24 protein-coding genes are annotated in these 24,585 nt (G+C 39.8%); 20 read left to right on the forward strand and 4 right to left on the reverse strand.

The features are described 5' to 3' along the window. A partial coding sequence (locus ACM44_RS15585; protein ID WP_048499644.1) for a hypothetical protein occupies nucleotides 1-205 on the forward strand: 205 nt, incomplete at its 5' end. Here the strand turns inward: ACM44_RS15585 and ACM44_RS15515 are convergent. Next, nucleotides 180-542, reverse strand: a complete 363-nt coding sequence (locus ACM44_RS15515) for a transposase (RefSeq protein WP_183325455.1) — start codon at nucleotides 540-542, stop codon at nucleotides 180-182. The genes ACM44_RS15585 and ACM44_RS15515 overlap by 26 nt on opposite strands. A gap of 79 nt (nucleotides 543-621) precedes the next feature. Here ACM44_RS15515 and ACM44_RS08655 point away from each other — a divergent pair, with 79 nt between their 5' ends. Both ACM44_RS08655 and ACM44_RS08660 read left to right on the forward strand, forming a co-directional pair. Next, complete coding sequence (locus ACM44_RS08655) at nucleotides 622-1,188, forward strand: dihydrofolate reductase family protein (protein WP_048499645.1); 567 nt, start codon at nucleotides 622-624, stop codon at nucleotides 1,186-1,188. Between the two features lie 47 nt (nucleotides 1,189-1,235). After that, nucleotides 1,236-1,643: a DUF1801 domain-containing protein gene (locus ACM44_RS08660; protein ID WP_048499646.1), complete on the forward strand. Its 408-nt coding sequence runs from the start codon at nucleotides 1,236-1,238 to the stop codon at nucleotides 1,641-1,643. Nucleotides 1,644-1,740: 97 nt separating this feature from the next. On the opposite strand, the gene ACM44_RS15335 is transcribed toward ACM44_RS08660, so the two are convergent. Further along, entirely contained in the window at nucleotides 1,741-1,878 is a 138-nt protein-coding gene (locus tag ACM44_RS15335; protein WP_160303993.1) for a hypothetical protein, read from the reverse strand. 593 nt (nucleotides 1,879-2,471) lie between these two features. Between ACM44_RS15335 and ACM44_RS08670 the strand changes: the two genes are divergently transcribed. The 3 genes from ACM44_RS08670 to ACM44_RS14855 all read left to right on the forward strand — a co-directional run bounded on the left by ACM44_RS08670 (nucleotide 2,472) and on the right by ACM44_RS14855 (nucleotide 6,163). Beyond that, complete coding sequence (locus tag ACM44_RS08670) at nucleotides 2,472-4,040, forward strand: type I restriction-modification system subunit M (RefSeq protein ID WP_048499648.1); 1,569 nt, start codon at nucleotides 2,472-2,474, stop codon at nucleotides 4,038-4,040. Between the two features lies 1 nt (nucleotide 4,041). After that, entirely contained in the window at nucleotides 4,042-4,779 is a 738-nt protein-coding gene (locus ACM44_RS08675; RefSeq protein ID WP_048499649.1) for a DUF3800 domain-containing protein, read from the forward strand. A 169-nt stretch (nucleotides 4,780-4,948) separates the two neighbouring features. Further along, complete coding sequence (locus tag ACM44_RS14855) at nucleotides 4,949-6,163, forward strand: restriction endonuclease subunit S (RefSeq protein ID WP_053215453.1); 1,215 nt, start codon at nucleotides 4,949-4,951, stop codon at nucleotides 6,161-6,163. A 31-nt stretch (nucleotides 6,164-6,194) separates the two neighbouring features. Here ACM44_RS14855 and ACM44_RS14860 read toward each other — a convergent pair whose 3' ends face one another. Next, on the reverse strand, nucleotides 6,195-7,355 hold the full coding sequence (locus ACM44_RS14860) for a restriction endonuclease subunit S (protein ID WP_053215454.1): 1,161 nt from the start codon (nucleotides 7,353-7,355) through the stop codon (nucleotides 6,195-6,197). Nucleotides 7,356-7,457: 102 nt separating this feature from the next. Here ACM44_RS14860 and ACM44_RS08690 point away from each other — a divergent pair, with 102 nt between their 5' ends. From ACM44_RS08690 to ACM44_RS15340, 6 genes are all read left to right on the forward strand, one after another. Further along, nucleotides 7,458-8,387 (forward strand): tyrosine-type recombinase/integrase, encoded by a 930-nt coding sequence (locus tag ACM44_RS08690; RefSeq protein ID WP_048499650.1) that lies wholly within the window; start codon nucleotides 7,458-7,460, stop codon nucleotides 8,385-8,387. A 197-nt stretch (nucleotides 8,388-8,584) separates the two neighbouring features. Then, nucleotides 8,585-11,446, forward strand: a complete 2,862-nt coding sequence (locus ACM44_RS08695) for a type I restriction endonuclease subunit R (protein ID WP_048499651.1) — start codon at nucleotides 8,585-8,587, stop codon at nucleotides 11,444-11,446. Nucleotides 11,447-11,713: 267 nt separating this feature from the next. Then, complete coding sequence (locus tag ACM44_RS08700; protein WP_206540194.1) at nucleotides 11,714-13,528, forward strand: McrB family protein; 1,815 nt, start codon at nucleotides 11,714-11,716, stop codon at nucleotides 13,526-13,528. After that, a complete protein-coding gene (locus ACM44_RS08705) occupies nucleotides 13,529-14,752 on the forward strand; it encodes an McrC family protein (RefSeq protein ID WP_048499653.1) in 1,224 nt (407 codons plus the stop codon). 61 nt (nucleotides 14,753-14,813) lie between these two features. Next, complete coding sequence (locus tag ACM44_RS08710) at nucleotides 14,814-15,758, forward strand: phospholipase D-like domain-containing protein (RefSeq protein ID WP_048499654.1); 945 nt, start codon at nucleotides 14,814-14,816, stop codon at nucleotides 15,756-15,758. A gap of 252 nt (nucleotides 15,759-16,010) precedes the next feature. Further along, nucleotides 16,011-16,286: a hypothetical protein gene (locus ACM44_RS15340; RefSeq protein WP_048499655.1), complete on the forward strand. Its 276-nt coding sequence runs from the start codon at nucleotides 16,011-16,013 to the stop codon at nucleotides 16,284-16,286. A gap of 317 nt (nucleotides 16,287-16,603) precedes the next feature. Here ACM44_RS15340 and ACM44_RS08720 read toward each other — a convergent pair whose 3' ends face one another. Continuing rightward, a complete protein-coding gene (locus tag ACM44_RS08720; RefSeq protein WP_048499656.1) occupies nucleotides 16,604-17,398 on the reverse strand; it encodes a head GIN domain-containing protein in 795 nt (264 codons plus the stop codon). Nucleotides 17,399-17,457: 59 nt separating this feature from the next. Here ACM44_RS08720 and ACM44_RS08725 point away from each other — a divergent pair, with 59 nt between their 5' ends. From ACM44_RS08725 to ACM44_RS08755, 8 genes are all read left to right on the forward strand, one after another. Next, nucleotides 17,458-19,605: a M3 family metallopeptidase gene (locus ACM44_RS08725; RefSeq protein WP_048499740.1), complete on the forward strand. Its 2,148-nt coding sequence runs from the start codon at nucleotides 17,458-17,460 to the stop codon at nucleotides 19,603-19,605. 236 nt (nucleotides 19,606-19,841) lie between these two features. Continuing rightward, entirely contained in the window at nucleotides 19,842-21,047 is a 1,206-nt protein-coding gene (locus tag ACM44_RS08730) for a pyridoxal phosphate-dependent aminotransferase (protein ID WP_048499657.1), read from the forward strand. A 120-nt stretch (nucleotides 21,048-21,167) separates the two neighbouring features. Next, the gene (gene murB, locus ACM44_RS08735) at nucleotides 21,168-22,187 is read left to right on the forward strand and encodes a UDP-N-acetylmuramate dehydrogenase (RefSeq protein ID WP_048499658.1); all 1,020 of its coding nucleotides are present in this window, start codon (nucleotides 21,168-21,170) and stop codon (nucleotides 22,185-22,187) included. Nucleotides 22,188-22,390: 203 nt separating this feature from the next. After that, the gene (gene rpmB / locus ACM44_RS08740; protein ID WP_048499659.1) at nucleotides 22,391-22,627 is read left to right on the forward strand and encodes a 50S ribosomal protein L28; all 237 of its coding nucleotides are present in this window, start codon (nucleotides 22,391-22,393) and stop codon (nucleotides 22,625-22,627) included. Between the two features lie 6 nt (nucleotides 22,628-22,633). Further along, nucleotides 22,634-22,816 (forward strand): 50S ribosomal protein L33, encoded by a 183-nt coding sequence (gene rpmG, locus ACM44_RS08745; RefSeq protein WP_048499660.1) that lies wholly within the window; start codon nucleotides 22,634-22,636, stop codon nucleotides 22,814-22,816. A 19-nt stretch (nucleotides 22,817-22,835) separates the two neighbouring features. Then, on the forward strand, nucleotides 22,836-22,988 hold the full coding sequence (locus ACM44_RS14995; RefSeq protein WP_083993682.1) for a DUF4295 domain-containing protein: 153 nt from the start codon (nucleotides 22,836-22,838) through the stop codon (nucleotides 22,986-22,988). Between the two features lie 184 nt (nucleotides 22,989-23,172). Beyond that, on the forward strand, nucleotides 23,173-24,129 hold the full coding sequence (gene ftsY, locus ACM44_RS08750; RefSeq protein ID WP_048499661.1) for a signal recognition particle-docking protein FtsY: 957 nt from the start codon (nucleotides 23,173-23,175) through the stop codon (nucleotides 24,127-24,129). 168 nt (nucleotides 24,130-24,297) lie between these two features. Then, on the forward strand, nucleotides 24,298-24,564 hold the full coding sequence (locus tag ACM44_RS08755) for a GlsB/YeaQ/YmgE family stress response membrane protein (RefSeq protein ID WP_048499662.1): 267 nt from the start codon (nucleotides 24,298-24,300) through the stop codon (nucleotides 24,562-24,564). The last annotated feature ends 21 nt before the right edge of the window (nucleotides 24,565-24,585 follow it).

The raw sequence follows: 24,585 nt of genomic DNA on the forward strand, positions 1-24,585 counted from the left end.
AGCTCCGGTAGCTTTTCGGCGGCATTTTGGTCCTCTTATGGGGATGTCGTTTTTAGAATTTAGATACACAAAGCCGTTTTTTCAAAAGAACTGCTTTTTTTGTGGCGCTTGGAAGCCTACAGAAGTGCATTTCTGCGGTTTTTCTTCGCTGATGAATACAGGTGACCTCACGTGTGGAGTTAATCTGCAGAGAAAAGTCGGGTAACGAAAAGAAATTCCTGCGGCGGACGGCGCTTCCCGAAAATTGCGATACGGACCAGGTTTCCTTTCCTACAATACCGGGATTTTTGAGGAAAAGTCCGGGGGACGAAAACGCTTCGTTCCACTTTTAAATCGGATTGCAAAATTTGTAATTTGCCACGTTTCCGGCGGGTGCTCAAAATTCTGTATTGGCGGATCCGCAACAGCCTTTTTGGCAGAATGTGCGTTGGAAACCGCCGGACAAAATCGGTGGTTGTAAGGGGTGTTTGGTGGAGCGTATTCCAAAACAATTCACTACATTTGGTTTGAGGAATGAGGGTTTTGATTTGTAAATGGATGATTCTTAGTGATTAATTAAGGCGTCAGTCAGGTTGTGGAAGACGACCTAAGTAGGGCAGAAGTACAACAAAAAGGTAGAATATGAGAAAAGTTATTGCAGCGATCAATATGACCCTTGACGGAGTCTGCGACCATACCGCCGGAGTTGCCGATGAAGAACTGCATCAGCATTATACGGAACTCATCGCTAATGCGGGCATTATCTTATATGGCAGGATCACCTATGAACTGATGCAATTTTGGAAAACATTGATTGACCAGCCCTCCCGTATAAAATCCATGGACGACTTTGCTGTTGCCATTAACAAGCTTCCAAAACTTGTTTTTTCTTCCACCCTTCAAGACACGAACTGGGACAGTGCCCAACTTTCGGACGTTCCTCTTGAGGAAAAAGTGCTGGAGCTCCAACAGCAGCCGGGAAAGGATGTCGTGGTAGGAAGTCGAAGTCTGATCGTTCAACTGCTAAACAGCGACCTCATTGACGAATTTCAAATTTGTATTCATCCTATGATTGAAGGGAAGGGGCTGAAACTATTTGACCCAATCAATGGCCGAATTATGTTGAAACTCATCAAGATAAAAACCCTCCGTTCCGGTGCGACCATTTTTTATTATGAACCGACAAAAGCAAAACCGACGGACGACTGACCGCCGACATTCCAAAAAGAATTGAAACACTGCTTACATTTTCAAAAATGGCAAAACAAAAAATTGAATTAAACAGCGAAGTATCGGCCTTTTTGGACGCGCTAGAACACCCACTCAGACCGGTAATAGAGGAGTTGCGGATAGGTATTCTGTCGGCGGACAACAATTTGACCGAATCGATAAAATGGAACGGCCCCAATTATAGCTTAGGTGGCGAGGACCGAATAACCATGCGGGTTCAACCACCGACCTCTGCATCCATTCAACTTATCTTTCACCGTGGCGCAAAGAAACAGGAGCGCCCCAAAAGCAAATTAATTGATGACCCCTCTAATCTTTTAATTTGGAAGGAAAACGATAGGGCAGTAGCGACTTTTAAAAGTGTGGCAGACCTTGAAGAGGAGCAACCACACCTGACCGCTATTGTAAAGAAGTGGTTAAGTGCTGCAAAGTGAAAAATAGCGAAGGGCCGATAGTTTCCGTTCCGCATAAAGACTTTTTTCTGCTTAGCTTTACGGATGGGAACGCATGTTAATCAACTTTGCCAAAGTTCTAAACTTTGGCAAAGTTTGTAGAAGTTTCACCCGGTTTTTGAGGCGGTACGGATTGCAAATCTGCGCCATCATTCGTGCCATCATCTGCGCTATTATTCGCGGTATCATTCGGGCCATCATCCGCGGTATCATCCAATGTTGTACTTCACTCGACTTCATCAATCGATGATATGGAAATGAAAGGGAACCACCCCGTCATTCCGGCGAGCCGTAACGCCACCCCTCCGCGGAGGGGAATAGGTGTTTCTTCTTTTTTAGGGTGGGGAGGAAAGGACTGTTGGGTATTTTTCCGGTGGTTGCAAATCCGCGGCATCATTCCTGGCATCATTGGCGGTATCGAGGTTAGAAGTATTGTTTTCGTGCATCGGGATGTGCTGGATTTTAGTGGGTTGGTGAATGATTATGGATTTTAGGCTGAAGATTTAGTCAACTTTGCCAAAGTTTAGAACTTTGGCAAAGTTCTTTGAACTTAAGCTGCCTCGCAAAACGAAAAGGTATAACCCAAATAAAGCTCCGAAATCGTGAAAGATAAGAGAGATGGAAACTCCGGAGAGGGATAATAAAATGCGCTCCATTTGCGCAGCAGTAAATTTTTGGATCTTCCATAATTACATCCATAAGCCTTTTGTTAAATACAATTGTGCATGCATGGGATGTACAGTCCAAAACTTTTAGTATTTTAGCATTCTTAGGGATTGTGGACCCTTAATCTAAAAAAACTTATTTTAAATGTCAGAAGAACAGAAACGCCAGCTGCAGCAGCAGCTTTGGAATATTGCCAATACGCTGAGAGGCAAGATGGATGCCGATGAATTCAGGGACTATATTTTGGGATTTATTTTCTACAAATACCTCTCTGAGAAAATCCATTTTACCGCCAACAAAATATTACTGGATTCTGGTGAAGAGATTGATTATAGTGATGTGGATGAAAACAGTGAGCACGGAAAAGAAATTGTGCAGGCGATTTATGATGAAGTTGTAGAAGATTTGGGCTACTTTCTGAAACCGTCCGAACTTTTCAGTAATATTGCTAAAAAGGGCAGTGGTAAAGAAGAGGGTAAGTCGAATTTCATCCTTCCTGAACTTTCCAAAATCCTCACCAATATTGAGCAGTCCACTCTGGGTACCGACAGTGAAGATGATTTTGACAATCTGTTTGAAGATCTGGATCTTACTTCTTCCAAATTGGGGAAAACGGAGGTGGAAAAAAATACGCTTATTTCGAAGGTGCTGTATCACCTTGATGAGATTGATTTTAATCTTTCCGACAGCAATGCTGATGTTCTGGGAGATGCTTACGAATATCTGATTTCACAGTTTGCCAGTGGCGCCGGGAAAAAAGCAGGAGAGTTTTATACGCCCCAGCAGGTATCTACCATTCTTTCGCGAATCGTTACCAGCAGAAAAACACAGCTAAAATCGGTTTATGACCCTACGTGTGGAAGTGGATCTTTACTTCTTCGAGTGGCGAAAGAAGCCAAGGTGAGTGATTTTTATGGGCAGGAAATGAACCGTACCACCTACAATTTGGCACGGATGAACATGATTCTTCATGGCGTAAATTACAGTAATTTCGATATTAAGCAGGAAGACACGCTAGAAAAACCGCAACATCTTGATAAAACTTTCGATGCCATTGTTGCCAATCCGCCTTTCTCTGCGAAGTGGAGCAGCAATGAATTGCTTTTGTTGGACGAAAGATTTTCTCAATACGGAAAATTAGCTCCAGCGTCCAAAGCCGATTTTGCATTTATACAACACATGATTTATCATTTGGATGAAAACGGAATAATGGCGGTTGTAATGCCTCACGGAGTTTTGTTCCGTGGCGCTGCTGAATTGGTGATTAGGAAATATCTGATCAAAGAGAAAAATTATCTGGATGCCGTCATCGGTCTTCCTGCCAATATTTTCTTTGGAACCAGTATTCCGACCTGTATTCTGGTGTTTAAGAAATGCCGTGAAGAGAACGAGGATGTCCTGTTCGTTGATGCCAGCAAAGAATTTGAAAAACAGAAAAACCAAAATGTACTGCTTCCTAAACATATTGATAAGATTGTAAAAACTTATCAGGAAAGAATCCCGGAAGAGAAATTCTCTCATCTGGCTACATTACAGGAAATTGCAGAAAACGATTATAACCTAAACATTCCGAGATATGTTGATACTTTTGAGGAAGAAGAGGAAATTGATATCCAGGCGGTGATGAAAGAAATTAAAGAATTGGAGGCCAAACGTGCTGAACTGGACGTGGAAATTAATGGGTATTTAAAAGAATTAGGGCTGGTTTTTTAGTATGAAAAAGTATTATTTATATATTGATGAAAGTGGTGATCACGGATTGGTAAATCTAGATAGGAATTTTCCGGTATTTTTATTGTGTGGAGTCCTTGTTTCAGATGAAAATTATAATATAATACGCAGCACAATTAATGTGGTTAAACGGAATTTTTGGGGGAGTAAAGAAGTAATTTTTCATTCCAGGAATATCAGAAAATGCAATAAAGAGTTTCAGGTTCTGTTTGATTTAGACTTAAAAAGTAAATTCTATGAGCATGTTAACCGGATTATTCAGGATTCCAAATACAGGATTATCGCTTCCGCGATCAGTAAAGAAAAATATATAAAAAATTACGGCAGGCTTTCCAATGACGTCTATGAATTGGCATTGTCCTTTATTATAGAGCGGGCTGTGTTCTGCTTAGATGAAAAGAAAGATGAAAACAAGCAATTGGAAATAGTCATTGAAAAAAGAGGAAAGAAGGAGGATAAAAAACTGGAAGAACATTTTCAGCGTCTGATGTCAAGAGGCACAGCTTACATCGAGGCCGGGCGACTGGCAGATTTAAAAATCACCATTCACTTTAAGGATAAAAAAGAGAACATCAATGGATTACAGCTGGCGGATTTAGTTGCTTATCCAATCGCGAGATATGTCATAGAGCCAGAGCGGGCCAATCCGGCTTTTGAAGTTTTAAAAGATAAAATATATAGTAAAGGCAACAAAAGATATGGACTCAAAATATTCCCTTAAAAAAACAAAAGCCAAACTTACGCTTGGCTTCTGCTCGACCGGGGACACCCCAATCCTTTATTTTTATTAAAAATTTAATTTCCGGTACAAAGATGCAAAATAATTTATTAATAACCAAAGATTTAATATCCTCAATCTTTGTAACACCAACAAAAGAGTAACCAAGACGATGACAGAAAAATTGAAAAGTCGAAATTTTCCAAATTTGAGATTTCCGGGGTTTGAAAAGGAGTGGAATACACGATCGTTAGGCGAATGTTCCGAATTTCTTGACTACGGAATGAATGCTTCTGCAATTAAATTTGATGGGGAAAATAGATATATAAGAATTACGGATATTGATGAAAGTTCATCAAAATATAAACCGGAGTTTCCGGTTTCTCCGGCAGGGAATCTTACAGATAAATATCTCGTTCGGGAAAATGATGTATTGTTTGCTAGAACAGGTGCAAGCACAGGTAAATCCTATCTCTATAATTTAGACGATGGCAAGTTATATTTCGCTGGATTTTTAATAAGAGCCCGCATCAAGAAAGTCTTTAATCCTTATTTCATATTTATTCAAACTCAAACAGAAAAGTATAAAAGATGGGTTAAATTAATGTCGATGAGATCCGGCCAGCCCGGTATTAATTCACAAGAATATGCAAGTTACTGCTTCGAAGCTCCTAATAGGACAGAACAGGATAAAATTTCGACGTTTTTATCTGACATTGATAGCAGAATTCACACCCAAAAGAAAATAATTGACGACTTAAAATTATTATGTAAAGGTGTAATGTATAAACTATTTACACAAAAACTAAGATTGAAAAATGAACAAAAAGTAGATTTTTCAAAGTGGAAAATAAAATTTGGAAATGAAATTTTTGAAAGTGTGACAAACAAGAATCATAATTCTGATTTACCAATTCTTGCAATAACTCAAGAATATGGTGCTGTGCCAAGAGATCTAATAGATTACAAGATTTCAGTAACAGACAAAAGTGTTGAAAGTTATAAAATAGTAGAGATAGGGGATTTTATAATTAGCCTCAGAAGTTTCCAAGGAGGTATCGAATATTCTAATTATAAGGGTATATGTAGTCCGGCTTATATTATATTGAAAAATAAAATACCAATCAACTCTCAGTTTTATAAATATTTCCTAAAATCAGAATCGTATATTAAGTTGTTAAATAAAAAACTTGAAGGAATAAGGGACGGCAAGATGATAAGTTATTCATATTTCTCTGAAATTGAATTACCGTTTCCTTCACTGGAAGAACAGAATAAAATTGCCAACTTCCTTCTTTCTATATACGAAAAAATTGAAACAGAAAAGAAAATCTTAGATCAATATGAGTTCCAAAAGAAATATCTTTTGGCAAATCTTTTTGTTTAAAAGTCTTATCAAAGTCTCTCTCTCTCTCTCTCTAGACGAACAGATTGGCAAGTAGATACTTTTTCTGATTTTCGTAATTAATTACTAAGTCTTTTTCGACGTTAATTTTTTCATCGAGCGAGGAGAGGAATTTAACAACTTTGTTTTGTTCTACTAAACTTGGAACTAATATTTTAATTTTTAATAAGTCTGCTTCGTGAATTCGTTTGCTTCCTGAACCAGTAGAAATATCTTCTAATTTTTTATAAAAAGATTCCCTTGAAAATAAGTAAAACAAATATTTTCCGTTCAATCTGTCACTATTAATTTCCAAAGCAGGAACATCTGCAGAAGATAGAAAACCATCATAACAATCTGGTATTATTGCAAATGCACCATTAAACAGATTTTGTTTACCATAAATAAACTGTCCTTTTTCTCTTACAAAATAGTTAGTTGCTCCTATTGATAAGGTTTCCGATTTTTCATTTTTGTGGACACCCTTTAAATGTAACTTGACAGTTAGCAATTTGTCTTTGTCAATTATATCAGGTTTTATCTTACGTGGAATGCTTAAAAATTCACTTAGCGTTTTTGGCTGTAAATGCGAAAAATTATAGTCTTCGGATGTGAATTGTAATTTACCTTCGAATATTTTCTTAATGACTATATTTTTTACAGTAATTAGGTCCTCAATTATTTTCTTTTGAGTTGTAATTCTTTCATCGAGAATAGAAAATAACATAGCGATTTTCTGCTGTTCGAGTAGAGACGGTACTTTTATCTCTAAGTTTTTAATGATTTCTGCTGACAAATTTCCCTGGCCCCCTTGCAAAAATGTTTTTGTGACATATTCTTTCTTTAGCAGGAGATAAGAGTAAATGAAATAATGATTCTCTTCTGACTTTATACATAAAATTGCTTGATTTATTGCTCCGTGTATTTTACAAATTGCAACTTCGCCGCTGTTAGCACCATAAAGCGCATACAAAATATCTCCAGTATCAACTAGCTTAGCTGAGGAAGATTTCAAACCTAATTCTGTTATAAACTGCTCAGTTTTATCTGAATCTATTTCACCTGATCGTATAAAAGGGATGTTTCCGTCAAAGTATTCCTTTTTAGATGTTAAGGGCGTTCCGCCTGAGTAAAAATTAGCAACCTCATTCAGTTTTTTTAATATCCACTCCTCTTCAAACCCCGGAAATCTCAAAGTTGGAAAGGCAAAGATTTAAATTGATATATGCTAACTCCTGAAGACTGGTAATCCTCAATCTTAAATTCATACTTTTAGGAATAATCAAAAAATTAACTTATGAATTCAAAAAAGACTTTTGCCCAAATCGCGACGCTTTGGAAAAACGACAAAAAAATGTACGTCAAACGATCTACCTTCTCTGCTTATATTCTATTGCTTGAGAACCACTTACTTCCGGCCTTTGGGGAATATGTGGAGGAAATTACGGAAACAGTGGTACAAGAGTTTGTATTCCAAAAACTCAATCAGGGATTAAGTCAGAAAAGCATTAAAGATGTGCTGATCGTAATGAGAATGGTGCTGAAGTTTGGAGCAAAACACAAGCTTTTAACTTATACTCCTTTTGATATTCAGTACCCAACCGTCCGGGAAAGTCAAAGCATTGAAGTTTTGAGTAAAACCAATCAGAAAAAGATTATGAACTATGTCCAGGAGCATTTTACGTTCAGGAATCTCGGTGTTTATATCTGTCTGTCTTCGGGCATCCGCATCGGCGAAATCTGTGCGCTGGCGTGGGAAGATATTGATACCGACAATGGCGTGATTCATGTCCGTAAAACCATTCAAAGGATCTATATGATTGAAGACGGAATCCGAAAAACCGAACTGCTGCTGGATACGCCCAAAACGAAAAACTCCATCCGGGAAATACCTATGAGCCGGGATCTGCTCCGGATGCTGAAACCATTTAAAAAAATTGTTAATCCTACTTTTTTTGTCTTAACCAATGATGCAAAGCCCACTGAGCCCCGAACCTACAGAGCGTATTATAAGAACCTGATGGCCGCTCTCGAGATTCCCGAACTGAAATTTCACGGATTGAGGCACAGTTTTGCCACCCGGTGTATTGAGAGCAATTGCGATTACAAAACGGTGAGCGTTCTGTTGGGACACTCGAATATCAGTACTACCTTAAACCTGTACGTACATCCCAATATGGAACAGAAGAAGAAGGCGATTGAACAGATGTTTAAGGCGCTGAAATAATTATTTATTTGATAAAAATATTGTACCTTTAACGCAACAGTACACACCACGCTACCCGCAGAACAGCGTCCCAGGGTGTGTCTTTTGCTTTTTATCCGATAATTCTTTTACCGCTTTAAAAGAATTATCTTTTTTATATTTGAAAAGCATTTGCATCTAAGCAGAAAATCCTGAAACATTAAAAATAGAAAACACGAATGTCGAGCCAACCCGAATATATTTTAGAACAGAAACTTGTAGAGCAGTTAGCAGAACTGGGTCACAAAAAAGTGAAAATCAGCAATGAGGCTGATCTGATCCGGAACTTAAAAGTACAGCTCGAAGTTCACAATAAGAAAGTATTTTCGGAGAAAGAGTTTGAAAAGATACTTAACCACCTTTCGAAAGGAAGTGTTTTTGAAAAAGCAAAGTTACTGCGCGACCGTTTTCAGTTTACCAGAGACGACGGCTCCTCAGAATGGATTGAATTCATTAATCAGGATCACTGGTGCCAGAACCAGTTTCAGGTGACGCAACAGATTGCTCAGCAGGGAGAATATAAAAACCGTTATGATGTCACCGTGTTAATTAACGGGCTGCCTCTGGTGCAGATCGAGCTGAAAAGAAGGGGGCTGGAAATGAAGGAAGCCTTCAACCAGATCAACCGCTATCATCACCAGTCCTTCACTTCCGGAAGTGGCTTGTTTAATTTTGTGCAACTTTTTGTCATCAGCAACGGGGTTAATACCAAATATTATTCAAATAACGCGAAGCAGACTTTCAAGCAGACTTTTTTCTGGTCCGATGAGGAAAATAATACGATTACCCAACTCGACGAATTTGCACAGGCATTTCTAGAGCCGTGTCATATTGCCAAGATGATCACAAAATACATTGTGCTGAACCAAACCTACAAAATCCTAATGGTGCTGCGGCCTTACCAGTATTATGCCGTGGAAAAGATTGTAGAAAAGGTCAGGAATACTGACAATAACGGATTTATCTGGCATACCACGGGCTCAGGAAAAACACTCACCGCTTTTAAAGCAAGCCAGATACTTAAGGAAATTCCTAAAGTGGAAAAGGTCGTGTTTGTGGTCGATAGGAAGGATCTCGACTATCAAACGCAGAAGGAGTTTGATGCTTTTGAGAAAGGGAGTGTGGATGCAACTGAAAATACGCATCACTTGGTAAAGCAACTGGCAGATAATACGAAACTCATCGTCACCACCCTCCAAAAGCTCAATACTGCCATTACCAAAGAAAAACATGGCCGGAAAATAGAGCGGCTGAAAGATAAAAAGGTAGTTTTTATTTTTGATGAATGCCACAGGAGTCAGTTTGGAGAAACGCATCAGAACATCAGGAAGTACTTTGGGAAAGCGCAGATGATCGGTTTTACAGGAACCCCGATTTCTGAAAAAAATGCCGTGGGAAAACTTGAAGGAGTACCGGCGACCACCAATATGCTTTTCGGAGACTGCCTGCATAAATATGTCATTACCGATGCCATCCGGGATGACAATGTTCTGAAGTTTTCAGTGGAATACGTAGGACGTTATAAGGAGAAGGAAGGAAGCAATACCTATATTGATACCGAAGTGGAGGGCATCAATACTCAGGAACTTCTTGAAAGCCCGCAGCGTATTGAAAAAATCGCCGATTATATTATTTCGGAATATGGCAGGAAAACCCATCAGAAAACATTCAATGCCATGTTTTGTGTGAGCAGTATCGACGTGCTTCAGAAATACTATGATCATTTCAAGACGAAAAAAGAAGAGGGAAGACATGGGCTCAAAGTAGCCACGATTTTCAGTTACGGAACTAATGAAGAGGCAAAAGAAGCCGATGGAAGTTACGAAGAGGCGGATGAACTGGCGATGGTTGCGGAGCCTGCTGCGCAGTATGGATATTCCCACAGCAGGAATGTCCTGGAAAGGTATATTGGGGACTACAATGAGATGTTCGGAACCAACTTTACTACGAAAGACAGTCAGAGTTTCTACAACTACTATAATGACATCGCAAAGAAAGTAAGAAACAAAGATCTGGACCTCATCATCGTCGTCAATATGTTTCTGACGGGATTCGACAGTCCCCAAATTAACACGCTATTCGTTGATAAGAATCTTAAATACCATGGCCTTATACAGGCATTCTCCAGAACCAACAGGATATTGGGGGAGAAAAAATCTCAGGGAAATATTGTCTGTTTCAGAAATCTGAAATCTGCCACTGATGAGGCGGTGACTTTATTTTCAAACAAAGAAAGCATCAATGAAATTATCATACAGCCCATCGAAGACTATATTGAACTGTTCAATGCCGCTTTATTGAAACTGAAAGCAATTGCGCCGGAGATATCCAGCGTAGACCGTTTTCAAACAGAGCAGGAGCAATTTGAATTTGTACAGGCGTTCCGGGAAGTCATGCGGATGCTGAATGTTTTAAAGTCTTTTGCTGATTTCAGTTTTGATGCCCTGGATATGGATGAATTTGAATTCGACGGCTATAAAAGTAAATATCTGGATATTTGGACTACTACGCATCCTAAAACTGGAGATGGGAAAGTCAGTATTTTGGATGATGTTGACTTTGAGCTGGAACTGATACACCGCGATGAAATTAATGTCAGTTATATCCTGACCCTCTTGGCCAGCTTAAAAGACTCTGACCTAAAAGGTTCGAAGCGGGAACAGAAGATGAAAGAGATTCGTGAGATCCTGTCCGGTGATGCACAGTTGCGCAGCAAGAAGGCATTGATTGAGAAGTTCATCGAAGAAAATATGCCTTTAATCACAGATGGTGATTCGGTAACCGACGAATTTCAAACTTACTGGAATAAAGAGAAAACGGCAGCTTTTGAAAAGATCGCGGAAGAGGAATCCCTTAATAAAGCCCAATTTCAGGAAACGATCAATCAGTTTCTGTTTACCTCCAAGGTGCCAAAACTGAGTGAAGCATTACAGCTGCTTGAAGTTAAACCGAAACTCACAGAAAGAAATAATATCGGAAAGCGAATCATCCAAAAGGTTCAGGATTTTGTGGAGGTATTTATTGAAGGAGTGGAGGGGTAGCAGATAGAATCAGCACGATACATAATTTAGTAATAATTTGAAATGAGTATATACAGGGACTTACAAATACAGGTTTTTAACTGGCTTAAAAGTAAACACGAGACTGATGATAATTTTACGTTTTCAGTTCGGCAGAAAGCAAACAAAGGAGCGGAACTGAACTACTTTATCGGGACCGAAAAATCGAGATATTTTTCCACCACTTTTTGGTATATACCTGTAGCATATCCAGGTTCGTCCGGTGATCTTATCAATTTGGTTTTTACCGTGACTAAAAATAATAAAATTGAATTTCACTTTCAGTTCAACCAGACAAAATCTCCAATAGATAATCAAAACAGATATGCCCTGGAATTTATTCAAAGTATAAAACCTTTGTTTAAAGAAAAATTTCCTAACGGTTATTATGCGCCCGATTCTAATAAAATGGAATTTTTTGCGGCTTATTCCAAACCTGTTTATGATAATTTTGAAGAACTCCAGGATGATTTAAATAATTTTTTGAACGAGATTTTGCCCATTGTTAATCAGCAAATTCTTATTTATAAAAATAAATATCCGGATTTTATTGCTAACAGATTTTCACAAGAAGATCAAACGAAAATGTTTGGAAAAATGGAAGAACGTTTTCAAAGATATAAAATTATTGAGGAGCTTGAAGACGAACTGGAAGAAGAGGATGATTTAATTATTGTTACGCCTTCGGAATTTAAAATGCCGCTCAATCAAATTCTATACGGCCCACCAGGAACCGGAAAGACTTATCATAGTATTAATAAAGCCATCAGCATCGCCAATCCAGAATTTGATCTTAATCAGGAAAGAGACCTGGTTAAAAAAGAGTACCAACGCTTGGTGGACGCAGGCCAAATTGTGTTTACTACTTTCCATCAAAGCATGAGTTATGAGGATTTTGTGGAAGGGATTAAACCGGAAATTGAAGAAGATTCTGAGGGAGTAAAGACTGTGATCTACGAGATTAAGAAAGGGATTTTCAAGGAGATTTCGGAAAATGCACAAACAATCAGGCTTCAGTCTGAAGAAGTAAGGAGTAAATATACTTTTGATGATGCCTGGGATGATCTTCTGAAGGAGGCAGATGAGCACATTAATGGCGAACAATTCATGATACTTGGTATTCAGACAGCAGGAATGGGATTGAATATTGTCGCGATTACTGACAAAGGAAACTTAAAAGTTCAACCACAATCTTCTAATGAGGCAAGAGAGTATACGGTCTCTTTTTCCCGTGCTAAAAAACTTCAGGCAGCTTTTCCTGACCTCACCGTCATTAAAAATATTGATAAAGAATTCAGAGAAGTTATTGGGGGATCTAATTCTACTGCTTACTGGGCAGTGGTAAAATATATAAATGATAAAATAAAATCTAAAACAAAACCTATCACTCAGGAAATACCACTGCCTGCAGTACCTTATGTATTAATCATTGATGAAATCAACAGAGGGAATGTTTCCCAAATTTTCGGAGAACTGATCACCTTGATCGAAGAAGATAAACGTCTGGGAAATCCGGAGGAACTGCAGCTCACCCTACCATATAGCAAAACCAAATTCGGGGTGCCGTCCAATGTCTATATCATTGGGACAATGAATACTGCAGACCGTAGTGTAGAAGCGTTGGATACTGCACTCAGACGGCGTTTTTTCTTTGAGGAAATGCTTCCTGATCTTGAAGTGCTTACCGATAAGAAAATTGAAGGAATAGCATTGAAGGAACTTTTAGGAACGATAAATAAAAGGGTAGAAATCCTTCTTGACAGAGATCATACTATTGGACATTCGTATCTTATGAATATCAATTCTGAAGAGGACCTTAAAAGTACTTTCAGAAATAATATTATTCCTTTGTTGCAAGAGTATTTCTATGGAGATTACGAAAAAATAGGATTGATTTTGGGAAAAGGTTTTTTTGAAGACTCTGAAAATTATACTAAAGATATTTTCGCTTCCTTCCCTACACAGAACTATCCTGAGAATGGGAGTGTTCTGCGTTTAAAGCCGATCGATGAAACTTTTAATATTATTGAAGCTTTAGAAAGTCTTCTTATTAAAGCAAAGTAAATGCCTAGGATTCAGGTTTTCGAACACAGCTTTTTGGCCATAGGGGAAAAAGGATTTGGTCAACGTCATTTTATAGCGTTGTCGAAGCTCAATGCCTTACACAATTATCAATATTTCGATCTTAAACACAATGGGGTGGTGTTTAAACAGTTTGTGGGCGTCGTGCAAATTGACGGTCTCACGATTGAAATTTTGCCTAAAGTGGACCAATATGAGGTAGAAAATGAAGAGACAAAGAACAAGTGGCAGTCTGTTTTAATAGAAATGTTACGAGTTACTCGTAAATTGAAGATACAGAAAGTTGGTGAGGCCCAGCTTTCCAAACAGTCTATTCATTTATTAGATCTCTATTTTGAATGGTTTCTCAATGAAATGCAGGTTTTGATTCATCAAGGTCTAATAAAGCAATACTACAAACAGACGGGAAACGTAAAAGCTTTGAAAGGTAAACTGGAATTTGCAGGTCATATTCAGAAAAATCTTGTTCATAAAGAACGTTTTTATACGACGCATCAAGTGTATGAAAAAGACCATCTCGTGCATCAGATTTTGGGCCAGGCTTTAGAGATTGTAGCTGCATTATCGAAAGGAACCTATCTGTACAGTAAATGTAAAACCGTGCAGTTGGATTTTCCAGCTGTAGCCTCCATCAAAGCCAATGAAAATACATTTACAAAAATTCCGAAATCCCGAAAAACTGCCCCTTACGAAACTGCTGTCTCAATAGCAAGATTAATCATCCTAAACTATGCTCCCAATGTTTCAAGCGGTTCTGAAAAGTTGCTGGCATTATTATTTGATATGAATAAGCTTTGGGAAGAATATGTTTTAATTCGTCTGAAACAGTCAGTAGTTGGAAAGGAAGGCTATGCTGTGTATGGTCAAAATGCAACACCTTTTTGGAAAGACATTACGGTAAGACCGGATATTCTTCTAGTTAAAAATAGTGAACGTTTTGTTATTGATACCAAATGGAAAAACATTGACTATGGCGAACCTTCTACTGATGATTTGCGACAGATGTATGTTTACAATGAATATTGGGATTGTAGAAAATCACTCTTACTTTATCCTTCTAATCAATCCGATTTTAAAGGGTTTGTGGGATTTGTAAAAATTTCAGACAATGACCAGCACCAGTGTGGATTAGGCAAAATTTCTGTTTTAAATGCGGATGGCTCTCTTGATTCAGATATTGGCAGAAAAATATTAGATTTGTTTTAGTAAATCTCTATACTATTTAATAGACACAGCGTAGAAATCAATAAAGGAGAGTATGAAATAAATGGCAGAATTTTTAAACAAGAAAAAGCTTTTGGAATGGGTGCCAAAGCTCATTGAAACAACAGAGAAGGAACTCATCATCATAAGTCCTTATATTCAGATACCAGAGAAAATATTCGCCCTCTTAACCGATGCTCAAAAACGGGGTGTCGAAACTACCTTGATTTACAAAGAAGGAGAACTTTCAGACAAGGAGCGAAAGCGCTTTTATGAGATAGAAAATCTTAATTTGCTTTTTCATCCTAATCTTCACAGCAAATGCATGTATAACGAAAAATATTTTCTGCTTACATCTATGAATCTTTATGAGTACTCCCAAAAACATAACAGAGAAATGGGAGTTCTTTTTCGCCGGACAGAAGAAGAGTCTAAGGGATGGAATGATTACAAGCATGGAAAAGATGATGAAAGTATATTTCAGGATGCCATCGTGGAAATTCAGAGTATTATCACCAGCTCCGAATTCGAAAAAGAGAGTTTCAAAACCAAAACCATCCGTTTCGAGATGGACATCATTAAATCCAAAAAAGATTTGGCGATGGAAAAGTGTGAACTTTACAATAAGTTTTCGAAGAATAAAAAATTCACGGTTTTTCAGGAAGGGGAGGAATGGCTTTGCCGTTGTGATAACTTTACCGACGGTGTAGATCTGATTGTGGAAAATAACAGAGTCTCGCTTAATTTAAATTTTGAGGAGTCCCGGATCCAGGATATTTATTCCAATTTAAAGACAAACCGTTATCACCGAAATGACGATTATAGAATCGTGGAATGCTTTCGGCTGTTCTGGACTTATCACAAGTCTTCGCCAACGCTTTATCCAAATGTTAATCATGCAACATGGGCTCACCCCACACACAGCAATGAGTTTCTCGAAGGATACTTTAAAGGATTGACGGAATTTTTTAAGATTCTGAAACCGGAGATTTTACGAACAAAGTTGTAGAACTAGCTAACCACGCGATGAAATCGCGCGGGAGCGGGGAAAACCGATATTTATAAGATGTCAAAAAAGCAGACCACTTGCCTTTTCTGCCGAATTTGCCGAAAATGACCGAATTTGCCGATCTCTATTTTAATGCATTCTCATGCTTTATGGTGGGGGATGACTGGGGACTGACTGGGAGTTGAGTGGGAGCGTCCGTCCCTTATCGATGTGTCGACTGTAAATTCAGATATTGCTACCCGCTATATATAGGTGGCATCGAGCGCCTCAGCCACCAGAGATTGGGAGTTGCAGTTTCCGGGAGTTGAAGAGGATTGGGGAGTAGGAAGGGCCAAAGCACACATTCTGGCCGTAACAGGACTAATTGGCGATGAGTTCTCGGATGGATTCGTAGGGGATCCCCATGTAGGTGCGAAATTCCTGTACGGTGAGGAACTGGTGTTCGGGTTTGTTGAGGGAGGTCTTGATTTTCAGGATGGTAAGTGGTCTACTTTTTTGACAGTTTGTAAATATAGTTTTTTCAATTGAAATTTGCATCTGCCAACCGAAACGGAATCGGGCTCTGCTGGGGAGCAACCCGAGAGGGATAGGTTGGCCGACGAAATATAGTTTTCAAAGGCACTGCTTTTAGCGGTGTTTTTTTCTTCAAAAGAAATATGTAAAACATCATCAATATTACTAATGGCGGTAATATCGAAATGTTCTATCAAAAATTCAGGTAATAAAAGTCGGAGGATTTCGTAGCTACTTAACATCCAGCAAAATTAATGCTTTCCATAGCTTCCCCCAAGTTTTAAAACTGATCCAATAATCATCGGAATCAGTCAACTTCAAACTAAAGCGAACTAATTGATCCTCACGCTTCCGCCGCTGCTCTCGCTTTTACTCAAAACATTCACCGCACCTTTTCTAGAGATCACGATGTCACCGGATGAACTTGCCGACGCTTTCAGACTATTGGAAACCGACAAGCTCACATCACCGCTGCTCGAAGCCTGCACATCCGCATTTTCTGCGATGAGGTTTGTCGCCTGGATTGTTCCCGATGATGATGCACGAAGATTCGCGTTTTTTGCCTTTCCGGAAATTACCACGTCGCCGGAAGAACTCACGCCGGATTTCAGATTTACCGCCCAGATTTTTCCGGAGAAGGTTCCCGAACTCGAAACATCGATGGACATTTCGTTGGCTTCCAAATCACCTTTCACGGTTCCGGAACTGGAAACTTGAATATCGGTTCTGTCCTGGGTGAACTGATCTCTCACGATGATGTCTGCGGAAGAACTCGCCTTCAAAGCCGAAAAATCTTTGGCATAGATTCTGGCGGTCACATTTCTGGAGGAAATATTGATTCCCGGCTTAAAGTGGATGTAGAGATTTCCACCATTATTTTCAACAAGAATGTCGTCCATCAAATCGGAAGGTGCAGCAATGACGACTTTTTCCTGATTGGCCTTAAAGACTTCCGCCTTGATGGATTGGGCGACTTTGATTTCATCAAAATCCATCTTGTATTCTTTTTCGGTAATCGGTCCTTTGCCTTCTTTCGGAATAATGTTTAAAGGGAAACCGCCATCAGATTTGATGTTGCAGGAAAGGAATGAAGCTGCGCAAATAGCGAGTAGAGGTAGGGTTTTCATGGGGCTCATTTTTTATTTTGGTTAAAATTAATACCTTTACATTCAATAACAATTCAAAAATGAAAAATATTACATCCGTTTTATTAATTTCTTCGCTGGCTTTCAATTCCAGCTGTACTACCATGACAAAAACAGAAACTTCAAACACAGAAATCCCCTTTCCGGATGCGTCTTTGGCGAATAATCCTTTCATGAAGAAAAGTACGCTTCAATACCAAGCGCCGGAATTCGATAAAATTAAGGACGAACATTTCAAACCCGCCTTCGACTTCGGTTTAAAGCAGCAAATCGCCGAGCTGGACCAGATTGCGAACAGCAAGTCGATGGCGACTTTCGAAAATACGATTGTTGCCATTGAAAACAGCGGCGAAGTCCTGAAAAGGGCACAAATCGTGTTTTTTAATCTGACCAGTTCCAATACCAATCCCACTTTGCAGAAACTGGAAGAAGAATATGCCCCGATTTTTGCCGCGCAATCGGATAAGATTTATCTGAACGACAAAATCTATCAGCGCATCAAAGCCATAGACATCTCTAAACTGCAAGGTGAAGACAAACGCCTCGCAGAATATTATCTGCAAAATTTTGAAATTGCAGGAGCCAACCTTTCTGCTGCGGATAAAGAGAAGGTGAAGAAACTGAATGAGGAATTGGCGACCTTGGCCACTCAATATTCAGCCAAACTTTTGGAAGCCAGAAAAAACGGCGCTTTAATCTTGGATAATGTGAGCGAACTGGACGGACTTTCTGCCGACGAAATCGCTGCAGCCGCCGCTGATGCTGAAAAAGCCGGACACCCTGGAAAATATCTTCTCGCACTGCAAAACACCACCCAGCAACCTTTGCTTCAAAACCTGAAAAACCGTGCCACGAGGGAAAAACTTTTTAAGGCATCTTGGTACCGTGCAGAAAAAGGAAATGCAGATGACACCAGAAGCATCCTGGAAAAGCAGGCAAAATTGAGAATGGAAAAAGCCCACATTCAGGGGAAAAAATCTTTCGCCGAGTGGAAACTTCAAGACCAAATGGCGAAAAACCCCGAAAATGCAATGAACCTTTTGGCACAATTGGCAAAACCGGGAGTGGAAGCTGCAACCAAAGAAAGAGATGAAATTCAGGCGTTAATCGACCAACAAAAAGGCGGTTTCACCGTGGAACCTTGGGATTGGAATTTTTATGCGGAGCAAGTAAGAAAAGCGAAATATGATCTGGACGAAAACCAGATCAAACCGTATTTTGAAGTGAAAACGGTTTTGGAGAAAGGCGTTTTCTTCGCAGCGGAAAAATTCTACGGAATCACTTTTAAAGAAAGAAAAGACTTGCCGGTTTACCATCCGGATGTGGTTTCCTATGAGGTTTTTGACCGTGACGGAAAATCTTTGGCGATTTACTATTTGGATTTCTACACCCGAAGCAACAAGAGCGGCGGAGCGTGGATGAACAATTTTGTGGAGCAGTCTCATCTTTTGGGCCAAAAGCCGGTGATCGTGAATGTGTTTAATTACCAAAAGCCGGCGGAAGGAAAACCGTCACTGATCTCTTATGATGATGTTTCCACGATGTTCCACGAATTCGGGCATACTTTGCACGGACTTTTTGCCAACCAAAAATACGTTTCCATTTCCGGAACCAACACGCCGAGAGATTTCGTGGAGTTCCCTTCCCAAATCAATGAATTTTTTGCTTTGGAACCCTCTGTTTTGAAAAATTATGCACTCCATTACCAAACCAAGCAACCTATGCCACAATCTTTGGTGGACAAGATCAAAAAAGCGGCGACTTTCAACCAAGGCTATTCCACCACGGAACTGGTTTCTGCGGCGACTTTGGACATGAACTGGCATTCTGTGACAGACGAATCGCAATTCAAACCGACTTTAGAGTTTGAAAAAAGTGTGCTTAATAAATATGGTTTCACTTTAAGTGCGGTTCCGCCAAGATATCATTCTCCGTATTTCGCACACATTTGGGGCGGTGGTTATTCTGCAGGTTATTATGCTTATATGTGGAGTGATATGTTGAATTCTGATGCTTGGGATTGGATCTCTACCCATGGAGGAATGACCAGGGAGAATGGTGACCGTTTCAGAAAATATATTCTGTCCGTGGGGAATTCGGTGGATTTGAACCAGGCTTTCAAAGATTTCACCGGCAGAACACCGGACATTAAGCCGTTGCTGAAGGATAAAGGATTTATCAGCAGATAGTACTTTTAGAAATTGATCTTTAAAAACCGTCTTCATTTTCGAGGGCGGTTTTTGATTTGGGTTTTTCGGGAGAGAAAATGTCTGAAGTTTTAGCCCGGATTGAACGGCCTGTTTGAGCTCTCCCGGCGACGCAAGGAGTCGGGAAGCGAGTAGTGAAAGCCGGTTGCAAGCTTCGGAGATGCGACCATGGTGATGCTCCATAAAAAAAGTACTATTTTTGTGAAAATTTTAAAATAATGCCGAAAATTTCTAAACGTGCCCAAAATATGCCGGCTTCACCGGTGCGAAAATTAGTTCCATACGCCATTCAGGCGAAACAGAAAGGGATTAAAGTATATCACCTGAATATTGGCCAACCCGACATAGAAACGCCGCAAACGGCTTTGGATGCTGTGAAAAACAACCATCTGAAGATTTACGAATATGCGCTTTCCGAGGGAAATCTGGAGTACCGCGAAGCGTTGCAGGATTATTACCACCGTTTGGGGTTCACGGATTTGACGACCAAAGATTTCATCGTGACAAACGGAGGTTCGGAAGCTTTGAATTTTGCGATCTCCACTTTGTGTGACGACGGTGACGAGGTGATTATTCCGGAGCCGTATTATGCGAACTACAACGGTTTTGCGCATACTTTCAATGTGAATGTGGTGGCGGTTCCGTCCTCGATCGATACGGGATTTGCACTTCCGCCGATGGAGGAGTTCGAGAAAAAGATTACCGAGAAAACCAGGGCGATCATCATTTGCAATCCGGGAAATCCAACGGGCTACCTCTATACCAGAGAAGAGTTGGAGAAACTGGCGCAGATCGCTTTGAAGCATGATATCGTGATTATCTCAGACGAGGTTTACCGGGAATATGTTTATGATGGAAAGCATCAGATTTCGATGCTTGAGTTTAACGAGCTGAAAGATCACTGCATCATCATCGATTCTGAATCTAAGCGTTATTCGATGTGTGGCGCGAGAATCGGCTTTATGATTACCCGTTCGAAAAAAATCCACGACGCGGCGATGCTTTTTGCACAAGCCAGACTGAGCCCAGTTTTGTTAGGACAAATCGCGGCTGCAGCAGCGCATCAAAACGATACCGAATACATCCTGAAAGTTCGTGAAGAATATACCAAGCGAAGAAACCTGTTGGTGGACTTGCTCAACGGAATTCCGGGGGTGATCTGTCCAAAACCGAAAGGGGCTTTTTATTGCGGAGTGGAACTTCCGATTGATGATTCCGACAAGTTCGCGCAGTGGCTCTTGGAAAGTTATTCCCATAATGGCGAAACCATCATGGTGGCGCCGATGAGTGGGTTCTACAGCAATCCTGAACTGGGAAAAAAGCAGGTACGGATTGCATACGTTTTGAAGGAAGACGATTTGCGCCGCAGTGCGGAGTTGCTGCAGGATGCGCTGAAAAAATATAAGGAGGAGTTTAATCTGTAATATTTGAATTGCCACGGATGCCGGGATTAACGCTGTAGCCGTGGCGGTTTTCATTCTTTAATAAGACGTCTTAAAGTGCTTAAAGAAGCAAGCCTGTCCTCTATTTTTTCCAGATTTTAAATGACGATACTAGAAAATTTTTCCTTAAAAAACCACAATACGTTTGGTGTTGATGTTTCTGCAAAATACTTCGCGGAAGTGTCTTCTTTCGAAGAATTGAGAGAAACGCTCAACTACTCAAAAAGTCAAGCACTCCCAACATTGTTCCTCGGTGGAGGAAGCAATATTCTTTTCACCAAAGATTATGAGGGATTGGTAATTCAGTTAAATTTAAAGGGGATTTCCGAAGAGGTTTTGAACGAAGAAGAGGTGTTGGTTACGGCCAAAGCGGGCGAAAACTGGCACGAGTTTGTGCAATATTGTTTGGCGAAAAATTACGGCGGATTAGAGAATTTATCGCTGATTCCGGGAAATGTGGGGACTTCGCCGATGCAGAATATCGGTGCGTATGGCACTGAAATTAAGGACACTTTTGACTCCTGTCAGGTTTTGAATCTGGAAACTTTGGAGATGGAGGAATTCGATCGTGAAAAATGCAGGTTTGGTTATCGGGATTCTATATTCAAACAAGAAGGCAGAGGGAAATATGTAATTGTAGAAGTTACTTTTAAATTGACCATTAAAGATCATGTGATCAAGACTGAATATGGAGCCATCCAAAATGAATTGAAAAAAATGGGGGTTCAAAATCCCACGATTCAGGATGTTTCGAAAGCGGTGATCCATATTCGCCAAAGTAAACTGCCCGATCCTAAAGTAATTGGGAATGCAGGGAGTTTTTTTAAAAATCCCAGTATTCCTTTGAGCCAGTTTTTGGAAGTGCAGAAACAACACCCGGAAATCCCGCATTATCCAAATGGAGATTTGGTAAAGGTTCCGGCAGGTTGGCTCATCGAACAATGTGGTTGGAAGGGGAGACAGATTGGGAATGTGGCTTCGCATGAACTTCAGGCACTGGTCATTGTCAATAAAACCGGAAGTGCGACCGGGAAAGAGATTTTTGATTTTTCGGCGATGATTATTGATTCGGTGAAAGAAAAATTCGGAATTGAATTGGAAAGAGAGGTGAATATTATTTAGGGGAAGCGAGACTCCTAGTCTTTTACGCTGGAAAATCTAAATTGATTGGTGACAACTGGGTTTTTGCCCTTGATTTTCTTGCGCTTTCGGACGTCAGTTTTGCGACTTTTAGAAAACTTTTTTTCAAAAATGTTTGTCTATGCAAAATTTTCTAACTACTTTTGCACTCTCAAATATTTAGTAGTAATAAAGAACATCGGGATATGTCAAGAATTTGCCAAATAACAGGAAAGCGTGCAATGGTAGGAAACAATGTTTCTCACGCTAATAACAAGACGAAGCGTCGTTTTGAGATTAACCTATTGGAGAAGAAATTTTACCTTCCAGAGCAGGAAAAATCTGTAACTTTGAAAGTTTCTGCACACGGATTGAGGATCATCAATAGAATTGGGATTGAGGAAGCGTTGGAAAGAGCAACAAGAAACGGATTTATTAAATAAGAAGTCATGGCAAAAAAAGGAAATAGAGTTCAGGTGATCCTGGAGTGCACAGAGCACAAGGAATCCGGTATGGCAGGAATGTCCAGATACATCACTACAAAAAATAAGAAGAACACCACAGAGAGATTGGAGTTGAAAAAATTCAATCCGGTTTTGAAGAAATACACTGTTCACAAAGAAATCAAGTAATTTTTTAAAGTTATAAAAAATGGCAAAGAAAGTAGTAGCGTCCCTAAAGGACGGGTCTTCTAAAAAAATGACCAAAGTGATCAAAATGGTGAAGTCGCAAAAATCTGGGGCTTACGTTTTTGAAGAAAGAGTAATGAATGCAGACGAAGTGGATTCTTATTTGAAAAAATAATTTCAATTCGCTAACAGATATAAAACTATCCTTTTTTCGGATAGTTTTTTTTGTGGCATCTCTCATGCCCGTAAGTTTTTAGTTTTTTACCCATTTACCTTTTTATTACCTTTGGTGAGAATTTCGAGTGGTGGAAACCTAACTGACCTAAAACTTTCTGAAAATTTTTAACAACATCTAATTTATGTCCTGGTTCAAAAAAATATTTAACAAAGAAGAAAAAGAAACGCTTGACCAAGGTTTGGAAAAATCCAGCCAGGGTTTTTTCGAGAAAATTTCTAAAGCAGTAGTCGGTAAGTCCAAAGTGGATGAAGAGGTGCTGGATGATTTGGAAGAAATCTTAATTGCCTCTGATGTAGGAGCTTCCACGACGATTAAGATCATCGAAAGAATTGAGAACCGTGTTGCAAGGGACAAATTTGTGGGAACAGACGAGCTGGACAAAATCCTGCGGGAAGAAATTTCCGGCCTTCTTTTGGAAAATCCTCATGCAGGAACCGGAAATATAGACGAAAGCAAAAAACCATACGTCATTATGGTTGTCGGGGTAAATGGTGTTGGAAAAACCACCACGATCGGGAAACTGGCACACCAGTTTAAATCGGAGGGAAAATCAGTGGTCTTAGGTGCTGCGGATACGTTTCGAGCTGCTGCGGTGGATCAACTCGTGATCTGGAGCGAAAGGGTAGGCGTGCCGATCGTGAAACAGAATATGGGGAGCGATCCCGCTTCTGTGGCTTTTGACACGGTGCAAAGTGCGGTGGCAAATCATGCGGATGTGGTGATCATCGATACTGCAGGAAGATTGCACAATAAGGTGAACCTGATGAACGAGCTTACCAAAATAAAACGGGTGATGCAGAAAGTGATTGCAGACGCACCCCATGAAGTTCTTTTGGTTCTGGATGGAAGCACCGGACAAAACGCTTTCGAACAGGCGAAGCAGTTTACAGCGGCCACCGAAGTGAACGCTTTGGCGGTGACGAAATTAGACGGGACCGCAAAAGGTGGCGTGGTCATTGGGATTTCAGACCAGTTCCAGATTCCGGTTAAATATATCGGTGTTGGCGAAAAAATGACCGATCTGCAACTTTTCAATGGAGCCGAATTTGTGGATTCATTTTTCAGGAAAAGAAATTAATTGCTTGAACATTAAATATTTAATTGTACTTTTACAATAATGAAAGTTTGCGATCCGCGGGAAAAATAGTGGCTGGGTAAGCAAAGAAGTCCCGTTTTGGTCTTATGTTTGATGAAAATATTAGAGAGAAAACCAATTCACTAAATATTAACATTAAAATTTAAAACTATGTGGGACATTATTGTATGGGTTGTTTTCGGAGTTATTGCCGGAGCAATCGCTAAATGGATTATGCCGGGTACACAAGGCGGCGGATTTCTAATCACCGCAATCCTGGGAATTATCGGTGCGATGATTGGCGGTTTTATTGGAAATGCCCTTTTTGGTAAGGGAGTGTCTAACCAAATCTTCAGTTTTTATTCTATGGGTATGGCCGTTGTGGGAGCATTGATTGTTCTTTGGATCTACGGAAAGGCAACCGCCAAACGTGACTAATTAAAAATTTTAACAAATAAA

This window comes from Chryseobacterium koreense CCUG 49689 (assembly GCF_001045435.1).
GTDB lineage: Bacteria > Bacteroidota > Bacteroidia > Flavobacteriales > Weeksellaceae > Kaistella > Kaistella koreensis.

What these genes read in the sequence shown, in the direction of transcription:
- ACM44_RS08655 (WP_048499645.1), top strand. Translation starts at nt 622, where the DNA reads ATGAGAAAAGTTATTGCAGCGATCAATATGACCCTTGACGGAGTCTGC.
- ACM44_RS08660 (WP_048499646.1), top strand. Translation starts at nt 1,236, where the DNA reads ATGGCAAAACAAAAAATTGAATTAAACAGCGAAGTATCGGCCTTTTTG.
- ACM44_RS08670 (WP_048499648.1), top strand. Translation starts at nt 2,472, where the DNA reads ATGTCAGAAGAACAGAAACGCCAGCTGCAGCAGCAGCTTTGGAATATT.
- ACM44_RS08675 (WP_048499649.1), top strand. Translation starts at nt 4,042, where the DNA reads ATGAAAAAGTATTATTTATATATTGATGAAAGTGGTGATCACGGATTG.
- ACM44_RS14855 (WP_053215453.1), top strand. Translation starts at nt 4,949, where the DNA reads ATGACAGAAAAATTGAAAAGTCGAAATTTTCCAAATTTGAGATTTCCG.
- ACM44_RS08690 (WP_048499650.1), top strand. Translation starts at nt 7,458, where the DNA reads ATGAATTCAAAAAAGACTTTTGCCCAAATCGCGACGCTTTGGAAAAAC.
- ACM44_RS08695 (WP_048499651.1), top strand. Translation starts at nt 8,585, where the DNA reads ATGTCGAGCCAACCCGAATATATTTTAGAACAGAAACTTGTAGAGCAG.
- ACM44_RS08705 (WP_048499653.1), top strand. Translation starts at nt 13,529, where the DNA reads ATGCCTAGGATTCAGGTTTTCGAACACAGCTTTTTGGCCATAGGGGAA.
- ACM44_RS08710 (WP_048499654.1), top strand. Translation starts at nt 14,814, where the DNA reads ATGGCAGAATTTTTAAACAAGAAAAAGCTTTTGGAATGGGTGCCAAAG.
- ACM44_RS08720 (WP_048499656.1), bottom strand. Translation starts at nt 17,398, where the DNA reads ATGAAAACCCTACCTCTACTCGCTATTTGCGCAGCTTCATTCCTTTCC.
- ACM44_RS08725 (WP_048499740.1), top strand. Translation starts at nt 17,458, where the DNA reads ATGAAAAATATTACATCCGTTTTATTAATTTCTTCGCTGGCTTTCAAT.
- ACM44_RS08730 (WP_048499657.1), top strand. Translation starts at nt 19,842, where the DNA reads ATGCCGAAAATTTCTAAACGTGCCCAAAATATGCCGGCTTCACCGGTG.
- murB (WP_048499658.1), top strand. Translation starts at nt 21,168, where the DNA reads ATGACGATACTAGAAAATTTTTCCTTAAAAAACCACAATACGTTTGGT.
- rpmB (WP_048499659.1), top strand. Translation starts at nt 22,391, where the DNA reads ATGTCAAGAATTTGCCAAATAACAGGAAAGCGTGCAATGGTAGGAAAC.
- rpmG (WP_048499660.1), top strand. Translation starts at nt 22,634, where the DNA reads ATGGCAAAAAAAGGAAATAGAGTTCAGGTGATCCTGGAGTGCACAGAG.
- ACM44_RS14995 (WP_083993682.1), top strand. Translation starts at nt 22,836, where the DNA reads ATGGCAAAGAAAGTAGTAGCGTCCCTAAAGGACGGGTCTTCTAAAAAA.
- ftsY (WP_048499661.1), top strand. Translation starts at nt 23,173, where the DNA reads ATGTCCTGGTTCAAAAAAATATTTAACAAAGAAGAAAAAGAAACGCTT.
- ACM44_RS08755 (WP_048499662.1), top strand. Translation starts at nt 24,298, where the DNA reads ATGTGGGACATTATTGTATGGGTTGTTTTCGGAGTTATTGCCGGAGCA.